The sequence below is a fragment of the Paraliobacillus ryukyuensis genome (assembly GCF_003315295.1).
GTDB classification, from domain to species: domain Bacteria; phylum Bacillota; class Bacilli; order Bacillales; family Amphibacillaceae; genus Paraliobacillus; species Paraliobacillus ryukyuensis.
Genome location: NZ_QNRI01000001.1, coordinates 168,822 through 190,767 on the forward strand (window position 1 = coordinate 168,822; position 21,946 = coordinate 190,767).

The window sequence follows — 21,946 nt, forward strand, 5'->3', positions numbered from 1 at the left end:
AATTTGAGGTGGAAAAATGGGTTTAGAAAATATGAAAATGCCGCAGCTAGGAGAAAGCGTTACGGAGGGTACGATTAACACTTGGCTAGTGAAACCAGGCGATAAAGTAAATAAGTATGATCCAATCGTGGAAGTACTTACCGATAAGGTGAACGCAGAAGTTCCATCTTCGTTTTCTGGAACGATTAAAGAAATTTTTGCTCAAGAAGATGAGACGGTAGCCGTTGGGGATGTTATTTGTTCGATTGAAACTGCGGGTGATGAGTCCCAGGTACCAGCTTCAAATGAAACGACAAACAAAGTGACAGAAGAAACTGTTGAAAAAACAGAAGTATCAGCAGAAACAAGTATGAAGACAAGATATTCTCCGGCTGTGATGCGTTTAGCACAAGAGAATAATCTAGATCTTTCCAATGTAAAAGGCTCCGGTAAAGCAGGACGTATAACTAGAAAAGACGTTGAACGAATGATTGCGAATGGATCTCAGCAAATGAGTGAACCAGAACAAACAGAAGATATATCTGTAAAACAACCAAAACCTGTTGATTTTTCGTTGGAAAATGGTGATAAAGAAATTCCAGTAACTGGTGTGCGCAAAGCGATTGCTACCAACATGGTGCGTTCTACTACAGAAATTCCACATGCTTGGATGATGATAGAAGTAGATGTTACTAATTTGGTTAAGTATCGAAATGCAGAAAAACTAAAATTTAAAGAAAATGAGGGCTACAGCTTAACATACTTTGCTTTCTTTTTAAGTGCTGTTGCAAAAGCATTGAAAAAATTCCCTGAATTAAATAGTTCATGGGCGGGCGATAAAATTATTCAGTATAAAGATATTAATTTATCGATTGCAGTAGCCCATGAAAAAGAATTATTTGTCCCGGTTATAAAAAATGTAGATGAAAAAAGCATAAAAGGAATTGCCAAAGAAATTTATCAATTAGCAACTAAAGCAAAGAATGGAAAGCTAACGCAAGAAGATATGTCAGGTGGAACATTTACCGTTAACAATACTGGTTCATTTGGTTCCGTTCAGTCCATGGGTGTGATTAATCACCCACAAGCGGCAATCCTACAAGTAGAATCAATTGTAAAACGTCCAGTCATCATTGATGACATGTTTGCAGCACGTGACATGGTAAATCTTTGTTTATCAATCGACCATCGTATTTTGGATGGCGTAGTCTCAGGTGACTTTATGTCTGAAGTGAAAACATATCTAGAAAATGTATCTGCAACTACGACACCGATATACTAAAAGCTATAATGATGTAATAGATAAAAAACTCAACAAATGTAATGACCTTTTGTTTAAAAGTTAATAAGAATGTAGAGAAATTTCTCTACATTCTTATTATGTTTAAACCGGAATCTTTGATACCTTGACGGATTATTTCATTATAATTTTTAATTTCTGTTTTATTTAATTTAAAGGATATTTTTTTAGAACGAAAAGTTTACGCAGATATTCAGAAATAAATAGAAAATACCTTCATTTCTCTTCTTTCGCCATTTTTATATCAGACCACTTATTTTTGGTTATTAAATCACTAAACTCCCTATTTTTTCTCTCTTATAAGAAGAAAAATTCTCTAGAAACAATAGGAGGAAATGCTTTGAATCAATTTTTGAAAAACTTCCTGAAAGTTCTTGGTATTATTGCTATTGCCGTCCCATTGTTATGGATTAGTTTTTTAGGAATAGTAGAAACAGCGTTCACTGTACAAGCAGATTTTTATGTTCCTTTCATTCTATTTCTTGATATTAGTGTTTTGTTCTTTATTTCTAATTTATTCTTTCGATTTTTACAACCAAAAACATTGAAGTATAGTTTGTTTATCTTTGTTCTAATCACTTTTACTAGTTTGGTGACTTACCTTGTGGTTTAACTTAAAGCTATAATTATGTATGCATTAGCCTCACACGACTGATACGGTTAAAAAGTTCTATGAGGTGATAAAAATATGGAGAAATATATTTTTGCAATGCATATTTTTTATTTTGTTATTATGGCGGCGGCAGGTGCATGGTACTTTTATTTGTTAAGTAGAAAATTCCGTGGTGTTTATCGTTATGAATACGTGATTGCTATATTTATGGGATTAATTGCAGATTTTTGAACTGGTTACCAGAAGTATTTGTGGTACTTTTTAGGTGTGGTTGCGTTATTTATTATTCCATATATTATCTGGTCTCCACTCAGGAAAATAGTATCTAATTTCAATCAATCATTAGGAAAACATTACGTTCGAACTGCTCTTTATCTTACCGCTTTTTGGGTGGCTTATCCAACGGTTTCGGTATTGGGTTCCTCTAGTATTGGTGTTATTCAAAATAGCATCGATATACATGCTTTTATTGTTCTTCCCATCTTCTCTAAGGTTGGTTTAAGGAAATTATGGCATAAAAAGGTATTGATGTCCAAGTAATACGCGTTTGAACCAAAAGACATATAAAATAGCTAAGAAACTTAAATAAACAAAAGAGTAGGTTTCTAATTTTTGCAGAAACTAGGCAGTAGATAAACAATAAGGAGGAATTTTGAATGCCTATTCAAAATAAACACGAAATTGAAGAACTATGTAGCCTTTCTAAAAAGTTAGAAGCGGAAGCTCATCAAGCACAAACTCACGCTGATGCAGCTAAAGCTAAAGAGCTTCACACACAATTACAAAAAGTATTAGAACACATTCATCAAGCACAAGGGAAAGCGATGAATGGGGATGATACATCAGCTGAGCCATTATATCAAGCCCAATTACGTGTAGCAGAAAGTAATCAACAAATGGAGAAACTACTTACCAATTTGCATGCGCAAAAAGATAGTGTTCAACCGTAACATGTACACCAGTTATTCTGATAAAAATGGAAGTGTAGCTAGTAAAAGATTATTAAATGTTAGGACGGAGCTTGAGTTTCTAAGCTCCTTTAAATTTTGTGATTTTGTTTCATTAAGAAGTGGTAATTAAATAAGAAGACTATGATTTTTCAGAAAAATAAAGCGTTTTCTATGTTGATAATGGTAGAAAGTGCTATAATTGAAATTGTGATACATAAAATAGTCCATAAGAGGTGAAATGATGAAAAAATTAAGATTAGGTTCAAGTGATTTAGAAGTAAGCGAAATTTCTTTAGGCTGCATGCGAATGAGTTCGCTTTCAAAAAAAGACGCGGCGTATGTAGTTGAAAATGCTTTAGATCTTGGAGTCGATTTTTTTGATCATGCAGACATTTATGGCGCTGGAGAATCAGAAGAAGTTTTTGCCCAAGCTATTGATATGAATCCATCTATTCGTAAAAAAATTTTTTTGCAATCAAAATGTGGTATTCGAAAAGGTTTTTTTGATTTTTCAAAAGATCATATAATTTCTTCTGTTGAAGGTAATTTAAATCGTTTAAATACGGATTACTTAGATGTATTATTACTTCACCGTCCAGATGCGCTTATGGAACCAGAAGAAGTTGCTGAGGCGTTCACAAAGTTAAAAGCCGAGGGGAAAGTTCGTTACTTTGGTGTGAGTAACCAAAACCCATACCAAATGGAATTACTAAGCAAGTATCTGGAAGATGATTTAATCGTTAACCAAATGCAGTTAAGTCTACTGCATACACCAATGATTGATGCTGGCTTAAATGTAAACATGGGAAATGAAAGTGGAATTGATCGGGACAATGGTATATTAGAATATTGTCGTCTAAATAACATTACCGTTCAAGCATGGTCCCCTTTCCAATATGGCTTAATTAAAGGGCCATTTATTGATAATAGCGATTTCCCTGAGGTCAATGCTAAATTAACCGAGTTTGCTGAAAAGAAAGGCGTAACGAATTCAGCTATCGCCATTGCTTGGATCTTGCGACACCCTGCTAACATCCAACCTGTCGTTGGAACAATGAATCCTGAACGACTTCAACATATTGAAAAAGCAACAAATGTAGCATTAACACGAGAAGAGTGGTATGAGCTTTACCGAGCTGCAGGTAATGTATTACCATAAATTGAAAAAAGTAAATCACGGTATTTTCGGTATGGAATTAAACCGAATCCATAATTATTTCACAAAAAAACGAATGGCAATCCTCATTAACGGTTTGGCATTCGTTTTGGTTTATTTTAATTCATTCCATTACCTAATTCTCTCTAGTTTCATGGATAAAGCAAAGTTAACTTATCATGCTTGTATTGATAAATGCCTTTACCTTCCATTTCCGCCATTGCATTGTTCAATAAATAAACCCCAGTTTTTTCATCAATACCAACATTTCTATGTTGAGGAAAATTGTTTGCTGCCTGTTTCTGGTGATCTTGGTCTTGCCATTCAGAAAAATGAACAGCAACAATCAGATTTTCTACTAATCCCAATCCGTTTCTTTGTTGAACCACTATTAACAATGATCTGTATCGTTTAGATTAAATAATATGTCAATAGATGAATAAGTAGTTATAACTTTTTTTATTAACGTGAATTATTTCACAGAAATGACACCGATTATTAGACACATCTCGTTTATAATGAAATAGGTTTTCTATACATTTTATAATAAAAAATTAGACATTTAAAGGATGGGGCTATATGTTTAAGCAATTACAGAGAAAATGGGACGATAGAGGGATTAGAAGCACATTAACTATTTATTTTAGTTTGATAGCAATTATACCAGTATTGTTAATAGGTGGTATAGCATATATGCAAGCGGCACATGCGTTAGAAAAAGAAGTTGGTAATAAAGTACAGGATTTTGCCGATGTGCATATGGGTAAATTAGATAGAGTAATGTATGAAAGAACAAGAGATATACAGTTATTAGCTAATGAACCAGCCATTACAAATGTGGATCAAGTAGCGGGCGATTCGGTAACAACATATTTAGATAACAAGGTGGAAGATTTGGAGTACTTTTCATCTTTAACGATTTTTAATAACAGTGGTGATTTGTACGCAGCATCAAGTAATATACCAGCTAACTATCAACCTGCCAAACAAACGCTAGATCTCCAATCTGATCTGGTAAGCTATTCAAATGTTTATTATGATCAAGACTTAGGAGAAACCGTTATTGCAATTTCTGTTCCTATCGAAAATGCTCAAGGCGAAACATTAAATTTAGAAGGAACATTTAATATTGAATACATTTGGACAGATATTAATAGTATTTCTACTGATAATATGATCGTAGAATTAATTAATCAAGATGGAGAAAAGGTAGCGGATACGGTATCAAGTGCTAGTGTTTCGGAAGAAGAGTCAGATCCAATTGAAAGTACTTCCACTATTCAAACAAAATTAGCAAATATTAAACCTGGGGAAGCATCCTATACTACTGGAAAAGATAGTACTGGACAAGCGGCGGTAATTGGCTATGCCAAAAGTGACCGTTTCAATGATTACCCAGGATTTAACTGGTCGTTAGTGGTCAGTGAGCCAGAATCGATCGCCTTAGCGTCTATTGCCTCAATCAGGAATAGTATATTAGTTATTGCGGTTGCTACGTTTTTAGGTGTCATACTCCTTGCCTTCTTCTTATCTCAAATGATTGCCAAGCCACTTCTTAACTTAAGAAATAAAGCACAAACCATTGCTATGGGTGATTTAACAGATAAGGCAAAGATTCAAGGTAGAGGCGAAGTTAGACATCTGTCTATTGCTATGAATCATATGGTTGATTACTTAGAAGAAACCATTCGTTCTACTAATCAAGCTTCCAGTCGGGTAACCGAACAAAGTAATGCGCTGCAATCGCTTAGTTATCAATTAAAAAATGGTAGTGACCAACTCAATGCCTCGATGCAGCAAATTGCTTCGGGCGCTGAGGAACAAGCAAGTTCAGCTTCTCAAATAGCAACCGCAGAGCAAGTATTAGGTGAGAAAATCAAACAAGTAAGGCAGAAAGCGGAAGATATCAAACAATCATCATCGGGTGTAGCTGAACTGGGCAATAAAGGTAATGTGCAAATCACAAATTCGATTGAACAGATGAATATTATTAATCTTAATGTTAAGCAAGCAGTTGAGAACGTTAACGCCTTAGAAAAACAATCAGCAGCAATTTCTAAACTGACTGATGTCATAAATAATATAACAGAACAAACAAACTTACTTGCCTTAAATGCGGCAATTGAATCAGCAAGAGCTGGAGAAGCGGGAAAAGGTTTTAGCGTAGTTGCAGGAGAAATCAGAAAATTAGCTGAGCAGGTAAGCAACTCAGCAATTGATATTGCACAAATGATAGCGTCCATGCAGGAAGAATCTATGCGCTTGAAGTCATCATTAGAAGCCACTTATCAGCAAGCAGATAAAGGGGTACACGAAATTCAAATATCTGCCAACTTTTTTACTGAGATAACGAACGAAGTAGGCAACATGAATCAACATATATCCAGTATTGCAAGTAATCTAACCTCTATTGAGTCGAATAGTAAAGATATGAATAATGGAATTGAACAAATAGCTGCTGTATCAGAAGAAAACGCCGCTAACATGGAAGAAGCAACTGCATCGATTCAACAACAAAAAGAAGCAGTAGACTACTTAACCCAACAATCAAACTTATTAGAAGATCTGGCAACAAACTTAAATAAAGTAGTTATGAAATTTAACCTTAAATAAAGTAAAGCGCGTTGTAAACGAACTACAACGCGCTTTACTTTATCAAAATAGCTGGTAACAAAATGAGATTTTCTTTTATCCTTAATCTTAGACATTGTTATTTTAACTTATTTAAAGGTAACTTTAGTCATCATTTTTATGTTTTGGAATAGCTAAGCTGTGAAAGTTAGTAATTAAGTGTTCTAATCCTTCTGTTAATGCTGTCCCTTTCATTGGTAAACCATGTCCAGCTAATAATAATTTTGGATGTAATGAAGCGACTTTTTCAACGGATTTTTTGGCTAAATCCCAATCTTTCGTAAAGAATGCAGGAGGTCCATATATTTTTCCGATTGGAAAGAATACTGCTAAAGCTGACTCAGGATTTTCTGTTGTAACGACATCTCCTGCAATTAGTGTACGATCATCTTCTCTGAATAATGAAATATGTCCTGGTGTATGGCCAGGGGTATGAATGATTTTCCAACCTTGAAGAAAGGAAATTTCTTGTTCTTCTGTAATCGTATGTAACCATTTGGATAGTTGTAGTGGTTTTTGTGGAAAAAGAGGAGACAGTAAAGATAACATGCCACCTCCAACCGTTGGATCCACTGGTTGATAAGCTAAGGTTCCGTCCAAATAGGGTTTTTCTTGTGCATGTGAATAGATCGGTGTATCCCAGTATTTTGCCAACGCTTTAGCCGAACCTGCATGATCGAAGTGACCATGCGTAAGGAGAATGGCTCTTGGTGGAACATTATTGAATCGTTTTTTAGCTGCCGCTATGATACGTTCATGATAGTGCTTGACGCCCGTATCAATTAAGAACCACTCTTTTTCTGATGGTTTACCCAACATATAGACATTGGATACCAGTGTCCGATAGAGGGCAACATCCTCTAATATCTCAGTAACTTCTGCATGTTCATAATCATTTGGGTGGTTCGTTAAATTGTCATCAAGGCTCATCACACAGTCCTCCCCTTCCATTGGATCCGTAAAGTTACTTATAGTTTAACGAAAAGGGAATAAAATTATGCAATGGAATGAGAAACCATTGAATCTAAGAAGCAATCAGAATCGAACTTATTACTTGTTCTACATTTTCAAATCCCTTTTTTATTGGATTGTCTGATTGTTCAATAGTCCAAATCGGGGTTAACGGCATTAGTTGCTCTTCATCATAAATTAAATAAGGTAAATAGATTTGAAAGTTACGTGTTTGTTTTGAAAGTTGGAAGCCAAGATAACAAAGATCTCCATTTTGATAATGTTGATAAACATCAATATGAGCTACTTCACATGCATTTTTCCAAAGTTCAAGCTTCGAACGCAACTCATCAATTACTGCTTGTTTTTTTATTAACTCCATTCGTTAATGCTTCCCTTCTTATAAGTAGATGTCATTTATCAGTATGCCAAATAAGAAATCTTCCTATTCAAATATGTAAATAAAGTTAACTTTTACCTTTCAACAAAAAATCTTGTTAAAATATTAGCAAAATTGTAGAAAAACAAAAGAAATGCTTATATAAACAGTTATTTTGCGCTTTCCCGGGAAATATCATTGATTGATTCGATTGAGGAAACTTGTTATGATAATTAAATAACAATAAAGCAAGGAGTGAACAAAAAATGGAATTTAATTTATACATGGGCGATCGCACCCAAGCCTCAAGAGATGAGATTGTTACAGCGGGTTATCAAGAATTAACTACTCCTGAACAAGTAGATGAAGTGATGCAAAATAAGGGTACAACATTAGTAATGGTAAACTCAAACTGTGGATGTGCCGGAGGAGTAGCTCGACCAGCTGCGGCACAAATCATGCAGGCCGAGGGTAAGCCAGATCATGCAGTAACCGTATTCGCCGGACAAGATAAAGAAGCAACCGAAAAAGCAAGAAGCTATTTTAAAGGGTACGCACCATCTTCTCCATCTTTTGCTTTATTAAAAGACGGCAGCATGGTCACTATGGTAGAACGCCATGAAATTGAAGGGCACCAAGTTGATGATGTCGTAGCAAAATTGCAAGCTGCTATGCAACAAGTAAATAAGTAAAATTGTCATTTTTCCCTTTTCTTTCATAATGTGAAGAAGGGGATTTGTGCTTTTGTACATAAAAAACAGGGAGAAACTGAAGTGAAAATAGGATACCGAACGTTAAAAACGGCAATTGCTACCCCGTTAGCTATATGGATAGCACAAGTCTTAGAATTAAATAATTTTGTATCAGCCGGTATCATTGCTGTGTTGTGTATTCAAACAACAAGAAAACGATCTTTTCTAACCGCTTGGCACCGTTTTGGTGCTTGCATGATCTCTATTGTTTATTCCTTTCTTATTTTTGAATTAATTGGGTACCATCCAATTGCAATCGGGATACTGCTTTTGTTATTTATTCCAACAACAATAAAATTTAATTTAGCACCTGGTATCGTTACTAGTTCTGTTATTTTATTACATTTATACAGTTCAGGGCATATTACTTTTTCACTTGTTTGGAATGAATTTTTACTAATTATCATTGGAATTGGCTCTGCTTTATTACTTAATTTATATATGCCTAGTTTGGACACAAAATTGTTTTCCCTCAGTAAAAAGGTAGAATCTAATATTATCGTAATTCTAAAAAAAATAGCTCTATACCTTCATAAAGGGGAAAAAACCTGGACGAGTAAAGAAATTCTAGAAACGGAAAAGCTATTCCGTCAAGCGGATCTGTTTGTAGCAAGAGATTCAGAAAACCATATATTAAGGGAAGAGCATCCGTATAAATTATATTTTAATGTTAGAAAAGAGCAATTTTCTATTTTAAAACGAATGCTACCTTTAATCAATCAAATAAACAAGTTTAATCATCAAGCAGATCAAATTGGAAGTTTTTTTGATCAATTAGCGGAAGCCGTTCCCCGCGACAATACAACAGAACAACTGTTAGCACAGATAGAAGAAGTCAAGCAACGATTTGAAGCCGAACCATTACCAGATACAAAAGAAGAATTCGAGGCAAGAGCAAGTCTATTTCAATTATTACATGAATTAGAGACCTACTTAGAAATTATCGAAAGCATTACAACGATAAACGAGATGCATCATTCATAATTTGTCCCTCACTCCATAAACTACAAAAAAATTAGCGTGGAGTGAGGGTATCAATGAAAATAATGCAGATTGGAATTTTATTATTTCTTTCACCACTGTGGCCTTTAGGTGAAAATCCCACCTATTATGCGCCGTTTGTTATTGTCAACAAGGAGACATTGCAATTAGCTTTTTTTGATGAGGGAGAGTTACAAGCTACTTATGCAGTAGCAACAGGATTAACAGAAGACCGAACGCCAGAAGGTATGTTCACGATTGTTGTGAAAGCAAACCAACCATACTATCGAAAATCTAATATTCCAGGCGGCGATCCTAATAACCCTTTAGGTGCAAGATGGATAGGGTTTGATGCAAGGGATACTGACGGGAGAACTTATGGTGTGCATGGTACGAATCAACCAGAGACAATCGGATATAGGGTCTCTGGTGGCTGTATTCGTATGAAAAATGAAGATGTTGTGGAATTATTTGATCAAATACCAATTGGAACAAAAATATGGGTAGTTGATACCGATCGTAACTTTATAGAATTGGCTAAATCAAAAGGTGTTATAAATTAATTAGCCGTTAATAAAATAAGCTAGTCCAGCAGTAAATACAGAAAGTATCATTGCGATTATCATAATATAAACAATTATCTTAGTTCTACGTTGCCTTTTTGAAGTTTTTTTTGTTTTGCTCTGTGTATGATGTTTTTGTTTTTTTGTATTTGCCATTGTATTTCCTCCTTCATACTTCATTAGTATTTTATCGTGAATTTCCCCAAGGTACCACCCCGATTTATTTGTTTAAATTGACAATTTAACTAGGTTTCGCTAATGTACGTTATAGCGTAACGTGAGGAGGAGAAAAATTATGAAAATAAACCAGGAAAGACTATTAAGCAAATTTATGGAATTAGTGAAAGTGGATTCAGAAACAACAGAAGAGGCAGAAATCGCTAAATTATTAAAAAAACAATTCTCTGATCTAGGTTTAGATGTGTACGAAGATGATAGTGCAAAGGAAACTGGTCATGGTGCTGGTAATTTAATATGCACGTTAAAAGGGATTAAAGAAGCCGAAGCTATTTATTTCACATCTCACATGGATACAGTTGTGCCAGGTAAAGGAATTAAACCACAAATAGTAGATGATTATATTATGACAGATGGTACAACTATATTGGGGGCAGATGATAAAGCTGGTTTAGCTGCTTTAATTGAAGCGATTGAAACCATTAAAGAACAAGACATAGCCCATGGTGATATTCAATTTGTTATTACGGTAGGAGAGGAATCAGGACTTGTCGGTGCAAAAGCGCTAGAAAAAGAAAAGATTTATGCATCCTATGGTTATGCAGTAGATAGTGATGGGCCAGTTGGTGATATTGTTGTTGCAGCGCCAACCCAAACAAAACTGAAAGCAGTTGTAAAAGGGAAAACTGCACATGCCGGTGTGGCTCCTGAAAAAGGTGTGTCTGCTATTACGATCGCATCTAAAGCCATCGCCAAAATGCCGCTAGGACGAATTGATGAGGAGACCACGGCTAATATTGGCCGTTTTGAAGGCGGACAAAAAACAAACATTGTTTGTGATTATGTAGAAATACTTGCAGAAGCACGCTCACTAGATCCACAAAAAATGGAAACCCAAGTGAAAGCGATGCGTACTGCATTTGAAGAGGCTGCAAATGAGCTTGGTGGTGAAGTAGAAATCAATACAACTGTTATGTATCCTGGCTATAAACAACAAGCAGGCGAAAAAGTAGTAGAAATCGCTAGACAAGCGGCAAAAAAAATTGGCCGTAATAGTTCTTTAAAACAAAGTGGCGGAGGAAGCGACGCGAATGTTATTGCAGGATTTGGTATCCCTACCGTCAACCTTGCAGTTGGTTATGAAGAAATACATACAACTGGTGAAAAAATGCCAATCGAAGAGTTAAATCATATTGCTGAGCTTATCCTTGCAATTGTAGAAGAGGCTGCAAACAGTTAATAATTTTAAAGGGCTTTTTCACTGCCCACTTAAAATAACTATAAAATTATTATGTAAACTAAAATAGAAATTCTTATCACATTGTGCTATACTTGCGATAAGAACGCACGTTCCTGAAAAAGGAAGAGATATATGTCTAAATGGTATCCGAAAAAAGGAAGAGTTATCTTCCACGTCGATATGAACAGTTTTTATGCATCTGTAGAGGCAGCCTATGACCCGTCATTAAAAGGTAAACCGTTAGCTATCGCAGGTAATCCAGAAGAACGTAGAGGAATTATTGTAACGAGTAGCTATGAAGCACGCGCCAAAGGTGTTAAAACAACTATGCCGATTTGGGAAGCAAAAAGGCTATGTCCAAATTTAATTATCATGCGACCTAACTTTGAGCGATATCGTAAAGCTTCTAGTGAAATGTTTAAAATGCTAGCAGAAATTACACCCTATGTGCAGCCGGTCTCGATAGATGAAGGGTATATGGACATTACTGGATGCGAAGCGCTAGGCGCCCCGTTGGAAATTGCGAATCGACTGCAACAACGTATTCATGATGAACTTGATTTGCCCTGTAGTATCGGCATTGCACCGAATAAGTTTCTGGCAAAAATGGCCTCAGATATGAAAAAACCAATGGGTATTACGGTTCTGCGGTTACGAGATTTACCAATGAAACTATGGCCACTGCCAATTGGAGAAATGTATGGCATTGGAGCAAAAACGGCTGAAAAACTAAATAAGGTTGATATTACAACTATTCACGATTTAGTCGAAGCAGACATTTATTTGCTAAAGCGAATACTGGGTATTAATGGCGAACGGTTACAAAATCGTGCAAAAGGTATTGATACAAGATCGGTAGACCCTGATGCCATTTATGATTTCAAAAGTATTGGTAACTCACAAACATTACCTGAGGACACGACGGATGATCTAGTTATTAAACAATTGCTACGTAAGCTATCTCGAAAAGTGTCAGAACGCTTAAAACGAAAAGAAGTAGTTGGCCAGAATGTACAGCTTATGATTCGTTTTCATGACCGAAAAACCATTACACGAAGTAAAAAATTAAGCACTTATATCGATGAAGATGACACTATTTTTAATTATGCATATGCATTGCTTGATCAGCATTGGAATGGCACCCCCATCCGGTTATTAGGTGTAACTGTTCAAGATCTCCAAGAAAAAAAAGCCATTGCGCAACAACTTAATCTATTTACGTATGAGCATGAAGCGAAAAAAGAGAAGTTATATGAGACTATGGAGCAGTTAACTGAAAAATATGGAGCAAAAACATTTAAAAATGGGCATCAACTAGAAGATAATAGCCAACCAAGGACAAGTTTTCAAAAGGATTATCTTGATGATTATAGAAAATAGCGAAGCAGTCTGCTTCGCTATTTTGTTATTTCATGTTGGTATAGATCATGTGCAATCGTTACATTTGGAAAGATAGTAGCTGCTTCAAGTCTTAGCTGTTCAATACGCTCCCCAGTATAACGTGAAGAAATATGTGTTAAAATTAATTTGTTAACATTTGCCTCACTTGCTAAGGTTGCAGCTTGTGTTGTTGTCGAATGAAAATAGTCATAAGCTAATGTTGCATCTTCATCCGCAAATGTTGCTTCATGAATAAGTACATCACTGTCTTTTACAAACGCTTGTAAATTTGGCAGGTATCGGGTATCACCAAGTATGGAAATAACATGTCCTCGTTTATCATCACCGACAACGTCTTTTCGTTGGACTACTTCACCATCAGGTAAGATAGTCGTTTCATTCTCTTTTATTTGTTTATAGATTGGACCTGGGGGAATACCTAAAGCTCTTAATTTTTCTGGCAACAATTCACCTTGTTTGTCTTTTTCCTCCACTCGGTAACCAAAAGATGGGATACCGTGCTCCAACGGTTGTGCATATACCGTCATCGTATCATCTTCAAAAATAATACCTTCATTTACTTCTATCACATCAAACGGATAACGCAAATGTGTACCACTAATTGCCAGACTAGTTTTAATAAACGATTCTAATCCTTTTGGGCCGTAAATCATTACTGGTGAAGTACCATCTTGAAACGACCTGCTACTGAGGAAACCTGGTAACCCATAAATATGGTCACCATGTAAATGGGTAATAAATATTTTTGCAACTTTTCTCGGTTTAATTGTGGTCTTCAAAATCTGATGTTGGGTGGCCTCGCCGCAATCAAATAACCACGTTTCTCCTTTTTCTTGATTTAAGTCTAACAAGAGTGAGGAGACATTTCTTTCCTTTGAAGGAACTCCTGCTCCGGTTCCAAGAAACTCTAATCTCATACGATTATATCCAACCTCTTTGATAGGCAGTAGGTGCGGGTAATTCATCATTTAATTCCTGTGCTGCAGCTTTTGGCCAATAAGGATTGCGTAATAATGCGCGAGCTAAAAAGATTAGATCTGCACGATCATTCTGCAGTATTTCTTCTGCTTGAATACCGGTAGTAATTAATCCTACAGCACCTGTTGCAATGTTCGCTTGATTTCGAATTGCTTCTGCTTTGGGGACTTGATAACCGGGATAAGCTTGAATTTTTGCTTTCACAACGCCACCAGTACTGCAATCAACCAAGTCAATTCCTTGCTGCTTCATTTGTTCGCTAAAATAGATGAAATCTGCAAGAGTATTGCCATCTTGGTGATATTCGTCCGCAGATATTCGGACAAACAAGGGACCAGTCCATACTTGTTTGACAGCTTCAATTATGTCATGCAAAAAGCGATAACGGTTTTCTCTTGTACCACCATATCGATCTTCTCGTTTATTAGTTAAAGGTGATAGAAACTGATTGATGAGATAGCCATGTGCAGCATGAAGTTCAATAATATCAAAGTCAGCATGTCTTGCTCGCACTGCCGCTTTTTGAAATGCTTGTATGGTTTCTTCTATCTGTTCGCTCGAAATTTCCTTAGGTGTTTGATAGGTTTCATCAAAAGCTAGCGCGCTTGGCGCAACAATTTGATTAGGTAATTGTGCTTTTCTTCCAGCATGAGCTAATTGAATACTACTTTTCGCCCTATGTGCATGAATACGTTCATTGATTTTTTTTAATCCAGGCAGATGTTTATCGTCCCAGATTCCAAGATCTTTAGTCGAAATTCTTCCCTCAGGTTGCACCGCGGTAGCTTCTAGCATAATAAGCCCCACCTGACCAGCAGCCCTAGATTCATAATGTGTAATGTGAAAATCTTGTACTATACCATCTTCTGTGTCACAAGCGTACATGCACATTGGTGCCATGACAACTCTGTTTTTTAATTCAATGTTCCGAAATGTAATAGGGCTAAACAGTTTGCTTTTCATGTGTCTTCCTCCGTTATTTCAAGATATTTTGTTCGTATAACTCTCTCGTTTCGATTGCTAAATGAGGTAGGTCTGAAATGATTGCGTGACAACCTAGTTTGTAGCAACGTAGCATTTCAAATTTTCGATTAATAGTATACGTTGCAACATATAGACCGTTTTCTGTAGCTTTATTAAGGAAGGGTGGGTTGAGCAATCGGCTTTTAATATGTAGTCCTGATGCACCTACCTGTTTGGCAAATCGGAATAGATCCACTTTCTTCTGTGATGTAAGCAAAGCAGTAGTAACATTGGGATCAATTACGTGCATATTTTGAATCGTATTTGGGTTAAAACTTGATATGACTGTTTGGTTAAGCTTATCATATTTTATAAGTAAGTCATAAACAATTTGTTCAATGTGCTTGTATGGAATGATTTTTGTTTTTAATTCTAAATTAAGTTTTAATTCTTTATCCTTTACCCAAGATAATAACTGTTCTAGTGAAATAATCTGCGTATTTATAAAATTCTCAGAAAACCAAGAACCAGCATCTAATTGTTGGAGTTGTTTAAACGTATAATCTTGGACAAAACCAGTGCCGTTTGTGGTTCGCCTGACATTTTCATCATGGATTAATACTGGAACGTGATCTTTTGTCAATTGGATATCGGTTTCAATGCCATCAGCACCAAGTTCATAGGCAAATGTAAAAGCGGGCATTGTATTTTCGGGCGCTTGTTTACTAGCACCTCTGTGAGCATAAATCAATGTTTTCATTCTTTCACCTCGATAAAGGTTATTCTATATGATTGTGTAATATTAATTAAAGAATGTCAATTTAGCTATTAATCAATAGTGCTTAAATAAATAACTTCTACGAATTTATGAAATTTGGTTTCTGTGATCGGCTATTCATCCTCACACGTTCATAATGTTGGACATGGCTACGTAGTATTCGATATGATGAATGTAATGAAAAAGTATATATAATATAAAGCAGTTTATGCATTTGTTACATTCCATAAAAACGAAATGAGGGGTACACGTGCGAAATTTTTCTAATAAAAGAATATTACTTACTGGTGCTTCAAGTGGAATAGGTAAAGAATTAGCGCAAGCGTTAGCGTTAAGAGGAGCTAATTTAATTTTAGTTGCCCGTTCCACAAACAAACTACTGGAATTAAAACAAACACTAGAGGAAGCTTACGCCATCGATTGTGCGATTTATACAGTAGATCTGTCTAAAAATGAAGACTGGGTTAAAGTTCTTGAAGAGATAAAAAGGAAGTATCCAAAAATAGATGCATTAATTAATAATGCTGGATACGGTTTGTTTGACCAAGTAGAAGACGTGAAGACATCAGATGTTGAACATATGTTTCAAGTAAATGTATTTTCTTTAATCGAATCTGTTAAACAATTATTACCTTCTTTTCTAAACGCAAGGAGAGGGCATATTATTAATGTAGCGTCTTTTGCAGGTAAAATTGCTACACCTAAATCGTCTGTTTATGGAGCGACTAAGCATGCCGTAGTTGGCTTTAGTAATGCACTACGTCTAGAAGTTGAACAGCATGGGGTGTATGTAACCACTGTTAATTTGGGACCTGTTCGAACCAATTTCTTTCATATTGCAGATCCTAGTGGAGGTTACCAGCAAAATGTTGACCGTTTTATGATCGAACCAAGTGATGTGGTTAGAGCAATTATCAATTCATTATTCATTCGTAAACGGGAAATTAATCTTCCGAGATGGATGGAACTAGGGAATCGTCTCTATCATTTATTCCCGACACTATCTGAGCGGTTATTAGCAAGTCAATTCAATCAGAAGTAAGAAGTAAATATTACTTCTAATTGCTTTATTTACAAGAAAGAGGGGAATTAAATTATGAAATTAAGGATAACAAAACAGGCGAAAAATAAATTATCAATGTTAAATGATCAAAATCAACCATATTTACGACTATTTTACGATACCGATGATTGTGGCTGTGGGGTTAATGGTTTACCAACTATTCGGTTTGCTAATCATAAAGAAGAACTCGATAAAGAGGTGGATTGTGCATCCTTTGATGTGATTGTTAATCGTCAACAAGCAATCTTTTTTGCTGCTTCACTTACCCTATCTTATGAAACTACTGGCTTTCGCCTTTCTAGTCCTGAAGGGATCCTCAATCCAATCATCTCAGAGCAATCCGTTCAAGAAGTTGTGGAAGCATGAGTAAGGCAAAAGATAAAAAGCCTATCAATTCTAACTTGAATCAAGATGTGCTAGAAGCTTTACAAAAGAAAAAACAACACTTAAAAGAAGAAGTGCGCAAGGAAGAGGAAGTTAGAAAAAAACAACGTGTGGAAGAAAGAAAAAGAAGAGAAGCAAACAAAAGTTTTGCTGAACTTTTTGAAGAAAGTGAATTAGATTGGAAAAAATTCAAATAGCTAAAAATGCTTAAGCGTAATCGGAGGTTCATCTTTCAAAGAGCCTCCTTATTACGCTTGAATTTTGATCATCGATGCTTCACATAGGTATCTGCCTTTGTAGTCGATTGTAAATTCTTATATAAGGTATCTGTTATTACATATCCTTGCTCAAGTGCTGCCACATTAGTTTCTAATTGTTCTAAGGAACTCGCTCCCGCTACAACACTTGCAACAGCTGGATGTTTTAACACATAGCGTAAAGCGGTAGTAAGTAAGGACTGGTTGATGAGATCTTTGGTTTTTAATTGTTCGATTGTGTGTGTTAATTCATCAACAGAATAGGTTAGATACCCATCTGTAGCTTTATTACGCAATTTTTGCTCAGCTTGATCAGATAATAACCCTTTCGCTAGCGAACCTCTTGTAAGGATACTAATATCATTCTTATTTAATAAATCTAACATTTCCTCTTCCGGCCGACGATCAAATAAGCTGTATTGCATCATGATAGATATTAGCGAAGCTCGATTAACGTATTCGCGTATGACGTTTGGTCGAATGGAGGAGATGCCATAGTAGCGAATCAATCCTTCTTGTTTTAATTCCTCAAAAGCTTCAATGGTTTCATCGATAGGATCTTCTATTGTACCGCCGTGTAATTGATAGAGATCAATATATTCTGTTTGCAATCGTAAAAGACTAGATTTTACTTGTTCTTTAATATAACGTTTGGATGGATCCCAGAACCATGTACCATCTTCGTTGAGGTGATTACCGACTTTCGTAGCTAGTATAATGTCTTGTCTTTTTCCCTTTAATGCTTTACCAACAATAGACTCATTTTGTGTTTGATCGTATAAATCGGCTGTATCCAAATAATTAATCCCTAGATCAAGAGCGCGGTCAATGATTGCCTTTGCTTTTACTTCATCTGTACCAAGTGACATACACCCTAAGCCAAGCTCCGAAACATATAAATCTGAATTTCCTATTTGATTCTTTTGCATGATCATCCTCCTTGCTACTATTTTAAAAATAATCGTTCTAAAACACAACAAATGGTGTCCATATGTTAAAATAAACACCAATCACATATACAGGAAGGAAAGGTTTTAATGGGGCAAAAATTTCAAGAAACAACACTTTCAACCAATAGTATTTTTCGTGGTAATATTATAGAATTACAAATTGATGATGTATCTTTACCGAATGGAAAAACGTCGACAAGGGAAATCGTGAAACATCCCGGTGCCGTGGCTATTATGGCTATTACTGAAAATAAAAAAATTATTATGGTGGAACAATATCGAAAACCACTAGAAAAGAGCATTTTAGAAATACCAGCAGGAAAGTTAGAGCCAGGAGAGCAACCTGCGATTACTGCCAAACGAGAATTGGAAGAAGAAACAGGTTATACTACTGATCAATTAGAATATGTTACATCTTTTTACACCTCACCTGGTTTTTCAGATGAACTAATGTATTTATACTTTACAGACCAACTCGCACCGGTAACGGAAAGCTCACAATTAGATGAAGATGAATTTGTAGAAGTAAAACATATTTCTTTGGCTGAAGCAGACAGTTTGATACAACAACAAGAAATCCATGACGCGAAAACTATTTTAGCATTATCTTATTTAAAAGAACGTTTTAGCAAATAAAGGATCTGATGAAACAATGGAAACGATCTTTGCAGATTTACATATACATGTTGGCAGAGATAAACACAATTACCCGGTTAAGATTAGTGCTGGTAAAACACTTACACTTACAAATATTTTGAAAGAAGCAAGTCGAAATAAAGGTTTACAAATGATTGGTGTCATTGATTGTCAATCACCGGCTGTTCAAGAAGAACTAATGGATTTGATCAATCAAGGAGCAGCTAACGAACGATTGGGTGGAGGCATCACTTTTGAAGAGCTAACCTTGATTCTAGGTTCTGAAATCGAAATTTATGATGACCGATGTCAGGGGCCTATTCATGTACTTTGTTATTTACCGACACTGGAAGCTATGATCCAATTCACTCAATGGCTTCGTTCTAGGATGAAAAACATTTTTTTAAGTTCGCAACGATATTATGGTAATGCACAGGAATTACAAGCATTTGTAAAATCATTAGGTGGTTTATTTATTCCTGCACATGTTTTTACTCCATTTAAAAGTCTTTACGGCAAAGGTGTTAAACAATCATTAACAGAAGTGTTTGATCCCAACTTAATTGATGCTATTGAACTTGGTTTAAGTGCAGATACTACGATGGCTGATCAAATAAACGAATTACATGCTTATACCTATGTAAGTAACTCCGATGCACACTCTTTATCAAAGATAGCTCGGGAGTATCAACAACTACAAGTTGCTGATCCATCATTCAATGAATTAGCACTCGCACTGCACAACCGTTATGAACGAACGATTGTTGCAAATTATGGTATGAACCCAAAGCTAGGTAAATACTATCATACCGTGTGTAAAAAGTGCCTATATCCAATTGAAGGTAGATCCAACTGTGCCAATTGTGGTGCAGATAAAATTATTAAAGGTGTTTCTGAACGTATTAAAGAACTATCAGATGATCCTGACGATGTTGTATTGCGTCCGCAATATATTCATCAAGTGCCGTTATCCTATATTCCTGGACTTGGACCAAAAATGTACCAGCGGTTATTGGACGCTTTTCAAACAGAAATGAACATTATTCATTTTGCTACCAAAAGTCAGTTGCAAGCAGTTGTTCCAGAACGCATTGCTCATAAGATATGGCAATTGAGAACTGGGATGCAAGAAGTTTCAGCCGGCGGTGGCGGTAAATATGGAAAAATAAAATAATAGATTATAGAATTGCTGGTCTATTTCAATTAACCTCCTCATAGATTCTTACTATAGTATGTAAGAACGGAGGATGTTAATGAATCGTAATCAATCTGCTATATTTCATCACATAAAAAAATATCATTTGATCTATTTTTTTATGATCATTCTATTTTTAATTGGGATTATTTTTGGAGCTATCATTGTAAATAGTATGGGAGTTATCCAAAGACAAAACTTATTTTTTTATGTTGACCAATTTTTAAGTCGTTTGTTAGAAGGGCCTATTATATCTAATCAAGAAATATTGAAAACTTCCTTTTTCTATCATTTTCAATATTTAGCGCTTTTTTTTATTCTTGGCTTATCTGTTATTGGGTTACCAATTATTTGGGTGCTGATTTTTGTGAAAGGAGTTGTTGTCGGCTTTTCTGTTGGTTTTTTTGTAAATCAACTAGGATGGAAAGGATTGCTTTTTGCAGCAGCTTCTATCGCACCGCAGAACCTTATATCTATACCGATTTATTTATTGGCAAGTAGCTTAGCCATGATTTTTTCTTTTCATTTAATACAAAAGATATTTTCAAGGAGATTGCAAAAAGAACCAATTGCACAGTATCTCATGCAATATATGATTATCTTTGTTGTCCTAATTGCTTGTTTAGGTGGAGCATCAATTGTTGAAGCCTTTGTATCTAATCCATTAATGGACTGGATAACGAACCGATTTTATTAGTGACATGAACCTAAATAATAATTATTTTAATAAAATAATAAATACTATTAATAATTTATAATGATTTTAATTGACACTAATTCTCACCCTGCTTATAATAATAGTGTGAGGGAGGTTTCATATATGGAACATCGAATTGAGCGGATTAAAAAACAATTACATTCCCAAAGTTATAAACTTACTCCCCAACGAGAAGCAACAGTTCGTGTGCTTTTGGAGAGAGAAGAAGACCACCTAAGTGCAGAAGATGTCTATTTATTAGTGAAAGAAAAAGCTCCAGAAATTGGATTGGCTACGGTATATCGAACACTAGAATTACTTTCAGAATTGAAGATTGTTGATAAAATAAATTTTGGAGATGGTGTTTCTCGTTATGATTTACGAAAAGAAGGAGCGAGACACTTTCATCATCATCTGGTTTGTACAGAATGTGGCGCAGTTGAAGAAATAGTAGAAGATCTATTAGAAGATGTTGAAAAAATTGTTGAAAATGATTGGGGTTTCAAAGTAAAAGACCATCGTCTTACTTTTCATGGTGTATGTAAAAAATGCCAAGAGAAAGAATTAAAGGCTTCATCATAAAGATAATAGTTGAAAATGAATGCTAATTCCTAGTAGATAAAGCCTTTGTTAAAAGGCTTTTTTATTTTTGAAACAATGTATATTATTCTTCGTTTCTGGCATATCTTTTAAAGAGAATATATTTTTAATAAACTTTTTTTGATATAATAGAAAGGAAGTAAGCGATAATGCGATCTTTTGCTAGATATGTAAAAGATGTTGTTAAATTATTTGTATTGTTTGTCTTATGTACATCGATATTCTACTTTGGTTTACAAGCGATGCACAGTGAATATCAAGATTATCATCGTTATGATCCACCTGAAGGAAATGCGATAAAGGTTAGTAGCAACAATATCGACTATGATTGGATGGATCGCTTATCTATTCTGTTTCGATTAGGGGAGTAAT

27 protein-coding genes and 1 pseudogene are annotated in these 21,946 nt (G+C 35.4%); 20 read left to right on the forward strand and 8 right to left on the reverse strand.

Going from position 1 to position 21,946, the window contains the following annotated elements; translation table 11 throughout:
- The first annotated feature begins 16 nt into the window (after window positions 1–16).
- The 6 genes and pseudogenes from DES48_RS00935 to DES48_RS00955 all read left to right on the forward strand — a co-directional run bounded on the left by DES48_RS00935 (window position 17) and on the right by DES48_RS00955 (window position 4,001).
- On the forward strand, window positions 17–1,261 hold the full coding sequence (locus DES48_RS00935) for a dihydrolipoamide acetyltransferase family protein (RefSeq protein WP_113866096.1): 1,245 nt from the start codon (window positions 17–19) through the stop codon (window positions 1,259–1,261).
- Window positions 1,262–1,619: 358 nt separating this feature from the next.
- Entirely contained in the window at window positions 1,620–1,892 is a 273-nt protein-coding gene (locus tag DES48_RS00940) for a hypothetical protein (RefSeq protein ID WP_113866098.1), read from the forward strand.
- 75 nt (window positions 1,893–1,967) lie between these two features.
- A complete protein-coding gene (locus DES48_RS15830) occupies window positions 1,968–2,123 on the forward strand; it encodes a hypothetical protein (RefSeq protein ID WP_170126140.1) in 156 nt (51 codons plus the stop codon).
- Between the two features lie 15 nt (window positions 2,124–2,138).
- A pseudogene (locus tag DES48_RS16540) lies at window positions 2,139–2,432 on the forward strand (bacteriorhodopsin); the annotation flags it as partial.
- Window positions 2,433–2,548: 116 nt separating this feature from the next.
- On the forward strand, window positions 2,549–2,842 hold the full coding sequence (locus DES48_RS00950) for a hypothetical protein (protein ID WP_079708558.1): 294 nt from the start codon (window positions 2,549–2,551) through the stop codon (window positions 2,840–2,842).
- 241 nt (window positions 2,843–3,083) lie between these two features.
- Window positions 3,084–4,001, forward strand: coding sequence for an aldo/keto reductase (locus tag DES48_RS00955; protein WP_113866102.1), 918 nt, complete (start codon window positions 3,084–3,086; stop codon window positions 3,999–4,001).
- A 149-nt stretch (window positions 4,002–4,150) separates the two neighbouring features.
- Here the strand turns inward: DES48_RS00955 and DES48_RS00960 are convergent, their stop codons facing one another.
- Entirely contained in the window at window positions 4,151–4,396 is a 246-nt protein-coding gene (locus DES48_RS00960; RefSeq protein ID WP_113866104.1) for a type 1 glutamine amidotransferase family protein, read from the reverse strand.
- Between the two features lie 181 nt (window positions 4,397–4,577).
- On the opposite strand from DES48_RS00960, the gene DES48_RS00965 reads away from it, so the two are divergent.
- Window positions 4,578–6,611 (forward strand): methyl-accepting chemotaxis protein, encoded by a 2,034-nt coding sequence (locus DES48_RS00965; RefSeq protein ID WP_113866106.1) that lies wholly within the window; start codon window positions 4,578–4,580, stop codon window positions 6,609–6,611.
- Between the two features lie 123 nt (window positions 6,612–6,734).
- On the opposite strand, the gene DES48_RS00970 is transcribed toward DES48_RS00965, so the two are convergent.
- Together DES48_RS00970 and DES48_RS00975 are read right to left on the reverse strand one after the other, a co-directional pair.
- Window positions 6,735–7,559, reverse strand: coding sequence for an MBL fold metallo-hydrolase (locus DES48_RS00970; RefSeq protein ID WP_113866108.1), 825 nt, complete (start codon window positions 7,557–7,559; stop codon window positions 6,735–6,737).
- A gap of 94 nt (window positions 7,560–7,653) precedes the next feature.
- Entirely contained in the window at window positions 7,654–7,962 is a 309-nt protein-coding gene (locus tag DES48_RS00975; protein ID WP_113866111.1) for a DUF5634 family protein, read from the reverse strand.
- 263 nt (window positions 7,963–8,225) lie between these two features.
- Here DES48_RS00975 and DES48_RS00980 point away from each other — a divergent pair, with 263 nt between their 5' ends.
- The 3 genes from DES48_RS00980 (at window position 8,226) to DES48_RS00990 (ending at window position 10,255) form a co-directional block, all read left to right on the forward strand.
- Window positions 8,226–8,651, forward strand: a complete 426-nt coding sequence (locus DES48_RS00980; protein ID WP_113866113.1) for a BrxA/BrxB family bacilliredoxin — start codon at window positions 8,226–8,228, stop codon at window positions 8,649–8,651.
- Between the two features lie 81 nt (window positions 8,652–8,732).
- Window positions 8,733–9,695 carry an aromatic acid exporter family protein gene (locus DES48_RS00985; protein ID WP_113866115.1) on the forward strand — a complete coding sequence of 321 codons (963 nt, stop codon included), beginning with the start codon at window positions 8,733–8,735 and terminating at the stop codon, window positions 9,693–9,695.
- Between the two features lie 53 nt (window positions 9,696–9,748).
- A complete protein-coding gene (locus DES48_RS00990; protein ID WP_079708566.1) occupies window positions 9,749–10,255 on the forward strand; it encodes a L,D-transpeptidase in 507 nt (168 codons plus the stop codon).
- On the opposite strand, the gene prli42 is transcribed toward DES48_RS00990, so the two are convergent.
- Window positions 10,256–10,411 (reverse strand): stressosome-associated protein Prli42, encoded by a 156-nt coding sequence (gene prli42 / locus DES48_RS00995; RefSeq protein ID WP_113866117.1) that lies wholly within the window; start codon window positions 10,409–10,411, stop codon window positions 10,256–10,258.
- A 139-nt stretch (window positions 10,412–10,550) separates the two neighbouring features.
- On the opposite strand from prli42, the gene DES48_RS01000 reads away from it, so the two are divergent.
- Together DES48_RS01000 and DES48_RS01005 are read left to right on the forward strand one after the other, a co-directional pair.
- Window positions 10,551–11,672, forward strand: a complete 1,122-nt coding sequence (locus DES48_RS01000; protein WP_113866119.1) for a M20/M25/M40 family metallo-hydrolase — start codon at window positions 10,551–10,553, stop codon at window positions 11,670–11,672.
- Between the two features lie 132 nt (window positions 11,673–11,804).
- Entirely contained in the window at window positions 11,805–13,052 is a 1,248-nt protein-coding gene (locus tag DES48_RS01005) for a DNA polymerase IV (protein ID WP_113866121.1), read from the forward strand.
- Between the two features lie 17 nt (window positions 13,053–13,069).
- On the opposite strand, the gene rnz is transcribed toward DES48_RS01005, so the two are convergent.
- Genes rnz through DES48_RS01020 form a run of 3 tightly spaced genes read right to left on the reverse strand, consistent with a single transcriptional unit; the run spans window position 13,070 to window position 15,774 of the window.
- A complete protein-coding gene (gene rnz / locus DES48_RS01010; RefSeq protein ID WP_113866122.1) occupies window positions 13,070–13,990 on the reverse strand; it encodes a ribonuclease Z in 921 nt (306 codons plus the stop codon).
- 4 nt (window positions 13,991–13,994) lie between these two features.
- On the reverse strand, window positions 13,995–15,014 hold the full coding sequence (gene namA / locus DES48_RS01015; protein WP_113866125.1) for an NADPH dehydrogenase NamA: 1,020 nt from the start codon (window positions 15,012–15,014) through the stop codon (window positions 13,995–13,997).
- A 13-nt stretch (window positions 15,015–15,027) separates the two neighbouring features.
- Window positions 15,028–15,774, reverse strand: a complete 747-nt coding sequence (locus tag DES48_RS01020; protein WP_113866127.1) for a glycerophosphodiester phosphodiesterase — start codon at window positions 15,772–15,774, stop codon at window positions 15,028–15,030.
- A 268-nt stretch (window positions 15,775–16,042) separates the two neighbouring features.
- On the opposite strand from DES48_RS01020, the gene DES48_RS01025 reads away from it, so the two are divergent.
- The 3 genes from DES48_RS01025 to DES48_RS01035 are packed head-to-tail and all read left to right on the forward strand — an operon-like array spanning window position 16,043 to window position 17,436.
- Window positions 16,043–16,834, forward strand: coding sequence for an SDR family NAD(P)-dependent oxidoreductase (locus tag DES48_RS01025; protein ID WP_113866129.1), 792 nt, complete (start codon window positions 16,043–16,045; stop codon window positions 16,832–16,834).
- Window positions 16,835–16,888: 54 nt separating this feature from the next.
- Entirely contained in the window at window positions 16,889–17,221 is a 333-nt protein-coding gene (locus tag DES48_RS01030; protein ID WP_113866131.1) for an iron-sulfur cluster biosynthesis family protein, read from the forward strand.
- Window positions 17,218–17,436: a YqkE family protein gene (locus DES48_RS01035; protein ID WP_113866133.1), complete on the forward strand. Its 219-nt coding sequence runs from the start codon at window positions 17,218–17,220 to the stop codon at window positions 17,434–17,436. Before DES48_RS01030 ends, DES48_RS01035 begins: the two co-directional genes overlap by 4 nt.
- Before the next feature lie 68 nt (window positions 17,437–17,504).
- Here the strand turns inward: DES48_RS01035 and DES48_RS01040 are convergent, their stop codons facing one another.
- Window positions 17,505–18,425 carry an aldo/keto reductase gene (locus DES48_RS01040; RefSeq protein ID WP_113866135.1) on the reverse strand — a complete coding sequence of 307 codons (921 nt, stop codon included), beginning with the start codon at window positions 18,423–18,425 and terminating at the stop codon, window positions 17,505–17,507.
- Between the two features lie 108 nt (window positions 18,426–18,533).
- On the opposite strand from DES48_RS01040, the gene DES48_RS01045 reads away from it, so the two are divergent.
- From DES48_RS01045 to DES48_RS01065, 5 genes are all read left to right on the forward strand, one after another.
- Complete coding sequence (locus tag DES48_RS01045; RefSeq protein ID WP_113866136.1) at window positions 18,534–19,082, forward strand: NUDIX hydrolase; 549 nt, start codon at window positions 18,534–18,536, stop codon at window positions 19,080–19,082.
- 16 nt (window positions 19,083–19,098) lie between these two features.
- Window positions 19,099–20,256, forward strand: a complete 1,158-nt coding sequence (locus DES48_RS01050; protein ID WP_113866137.1) for an endonuclease Q family protein — start codon at window positions 19,099–19,101, stop codon at window positions 20,254–20,256.
- A 79-nt stretch (window positions 20,257–20,335) separates the two neighbouring features.
- A complete protein-coding gene (gene spoIIM, locus DES48_RS01055) occupies window positions 20,336–20,974 on the forward strand; it encodes a stage II sporulation protein M (RefSeq protein ID WP_079709930.1) in 639 nt (212 codons plus the stop codon).
- A gap of 123 nt (window positions 20,975–21,097) precedes the next feature.
- On the forward strand, window positions 21,098–21,556 hold the full coding sequence (gene fur, locus DES48_RS01060; protein WP_079709929.1) for a ferric iron uptake transcriptional regulator: 459 nt from the start codon (window positions 21,098–21,100) through the stop codon (window positions 21,554–21,556).
- Between the two features lie 167 nt (window positions 21,557–21,723).
- Entirely contained in the window at window positions 21,724–21,945 is a 222-nt protein-coding gene (locus tag DES48_RS01065) for a DUF4227 family protein (protein WP_113866138.1), read from the forward strand.
- The last annotated feature ends 1 nt before the right edge of the window (window position 21,946 follow it).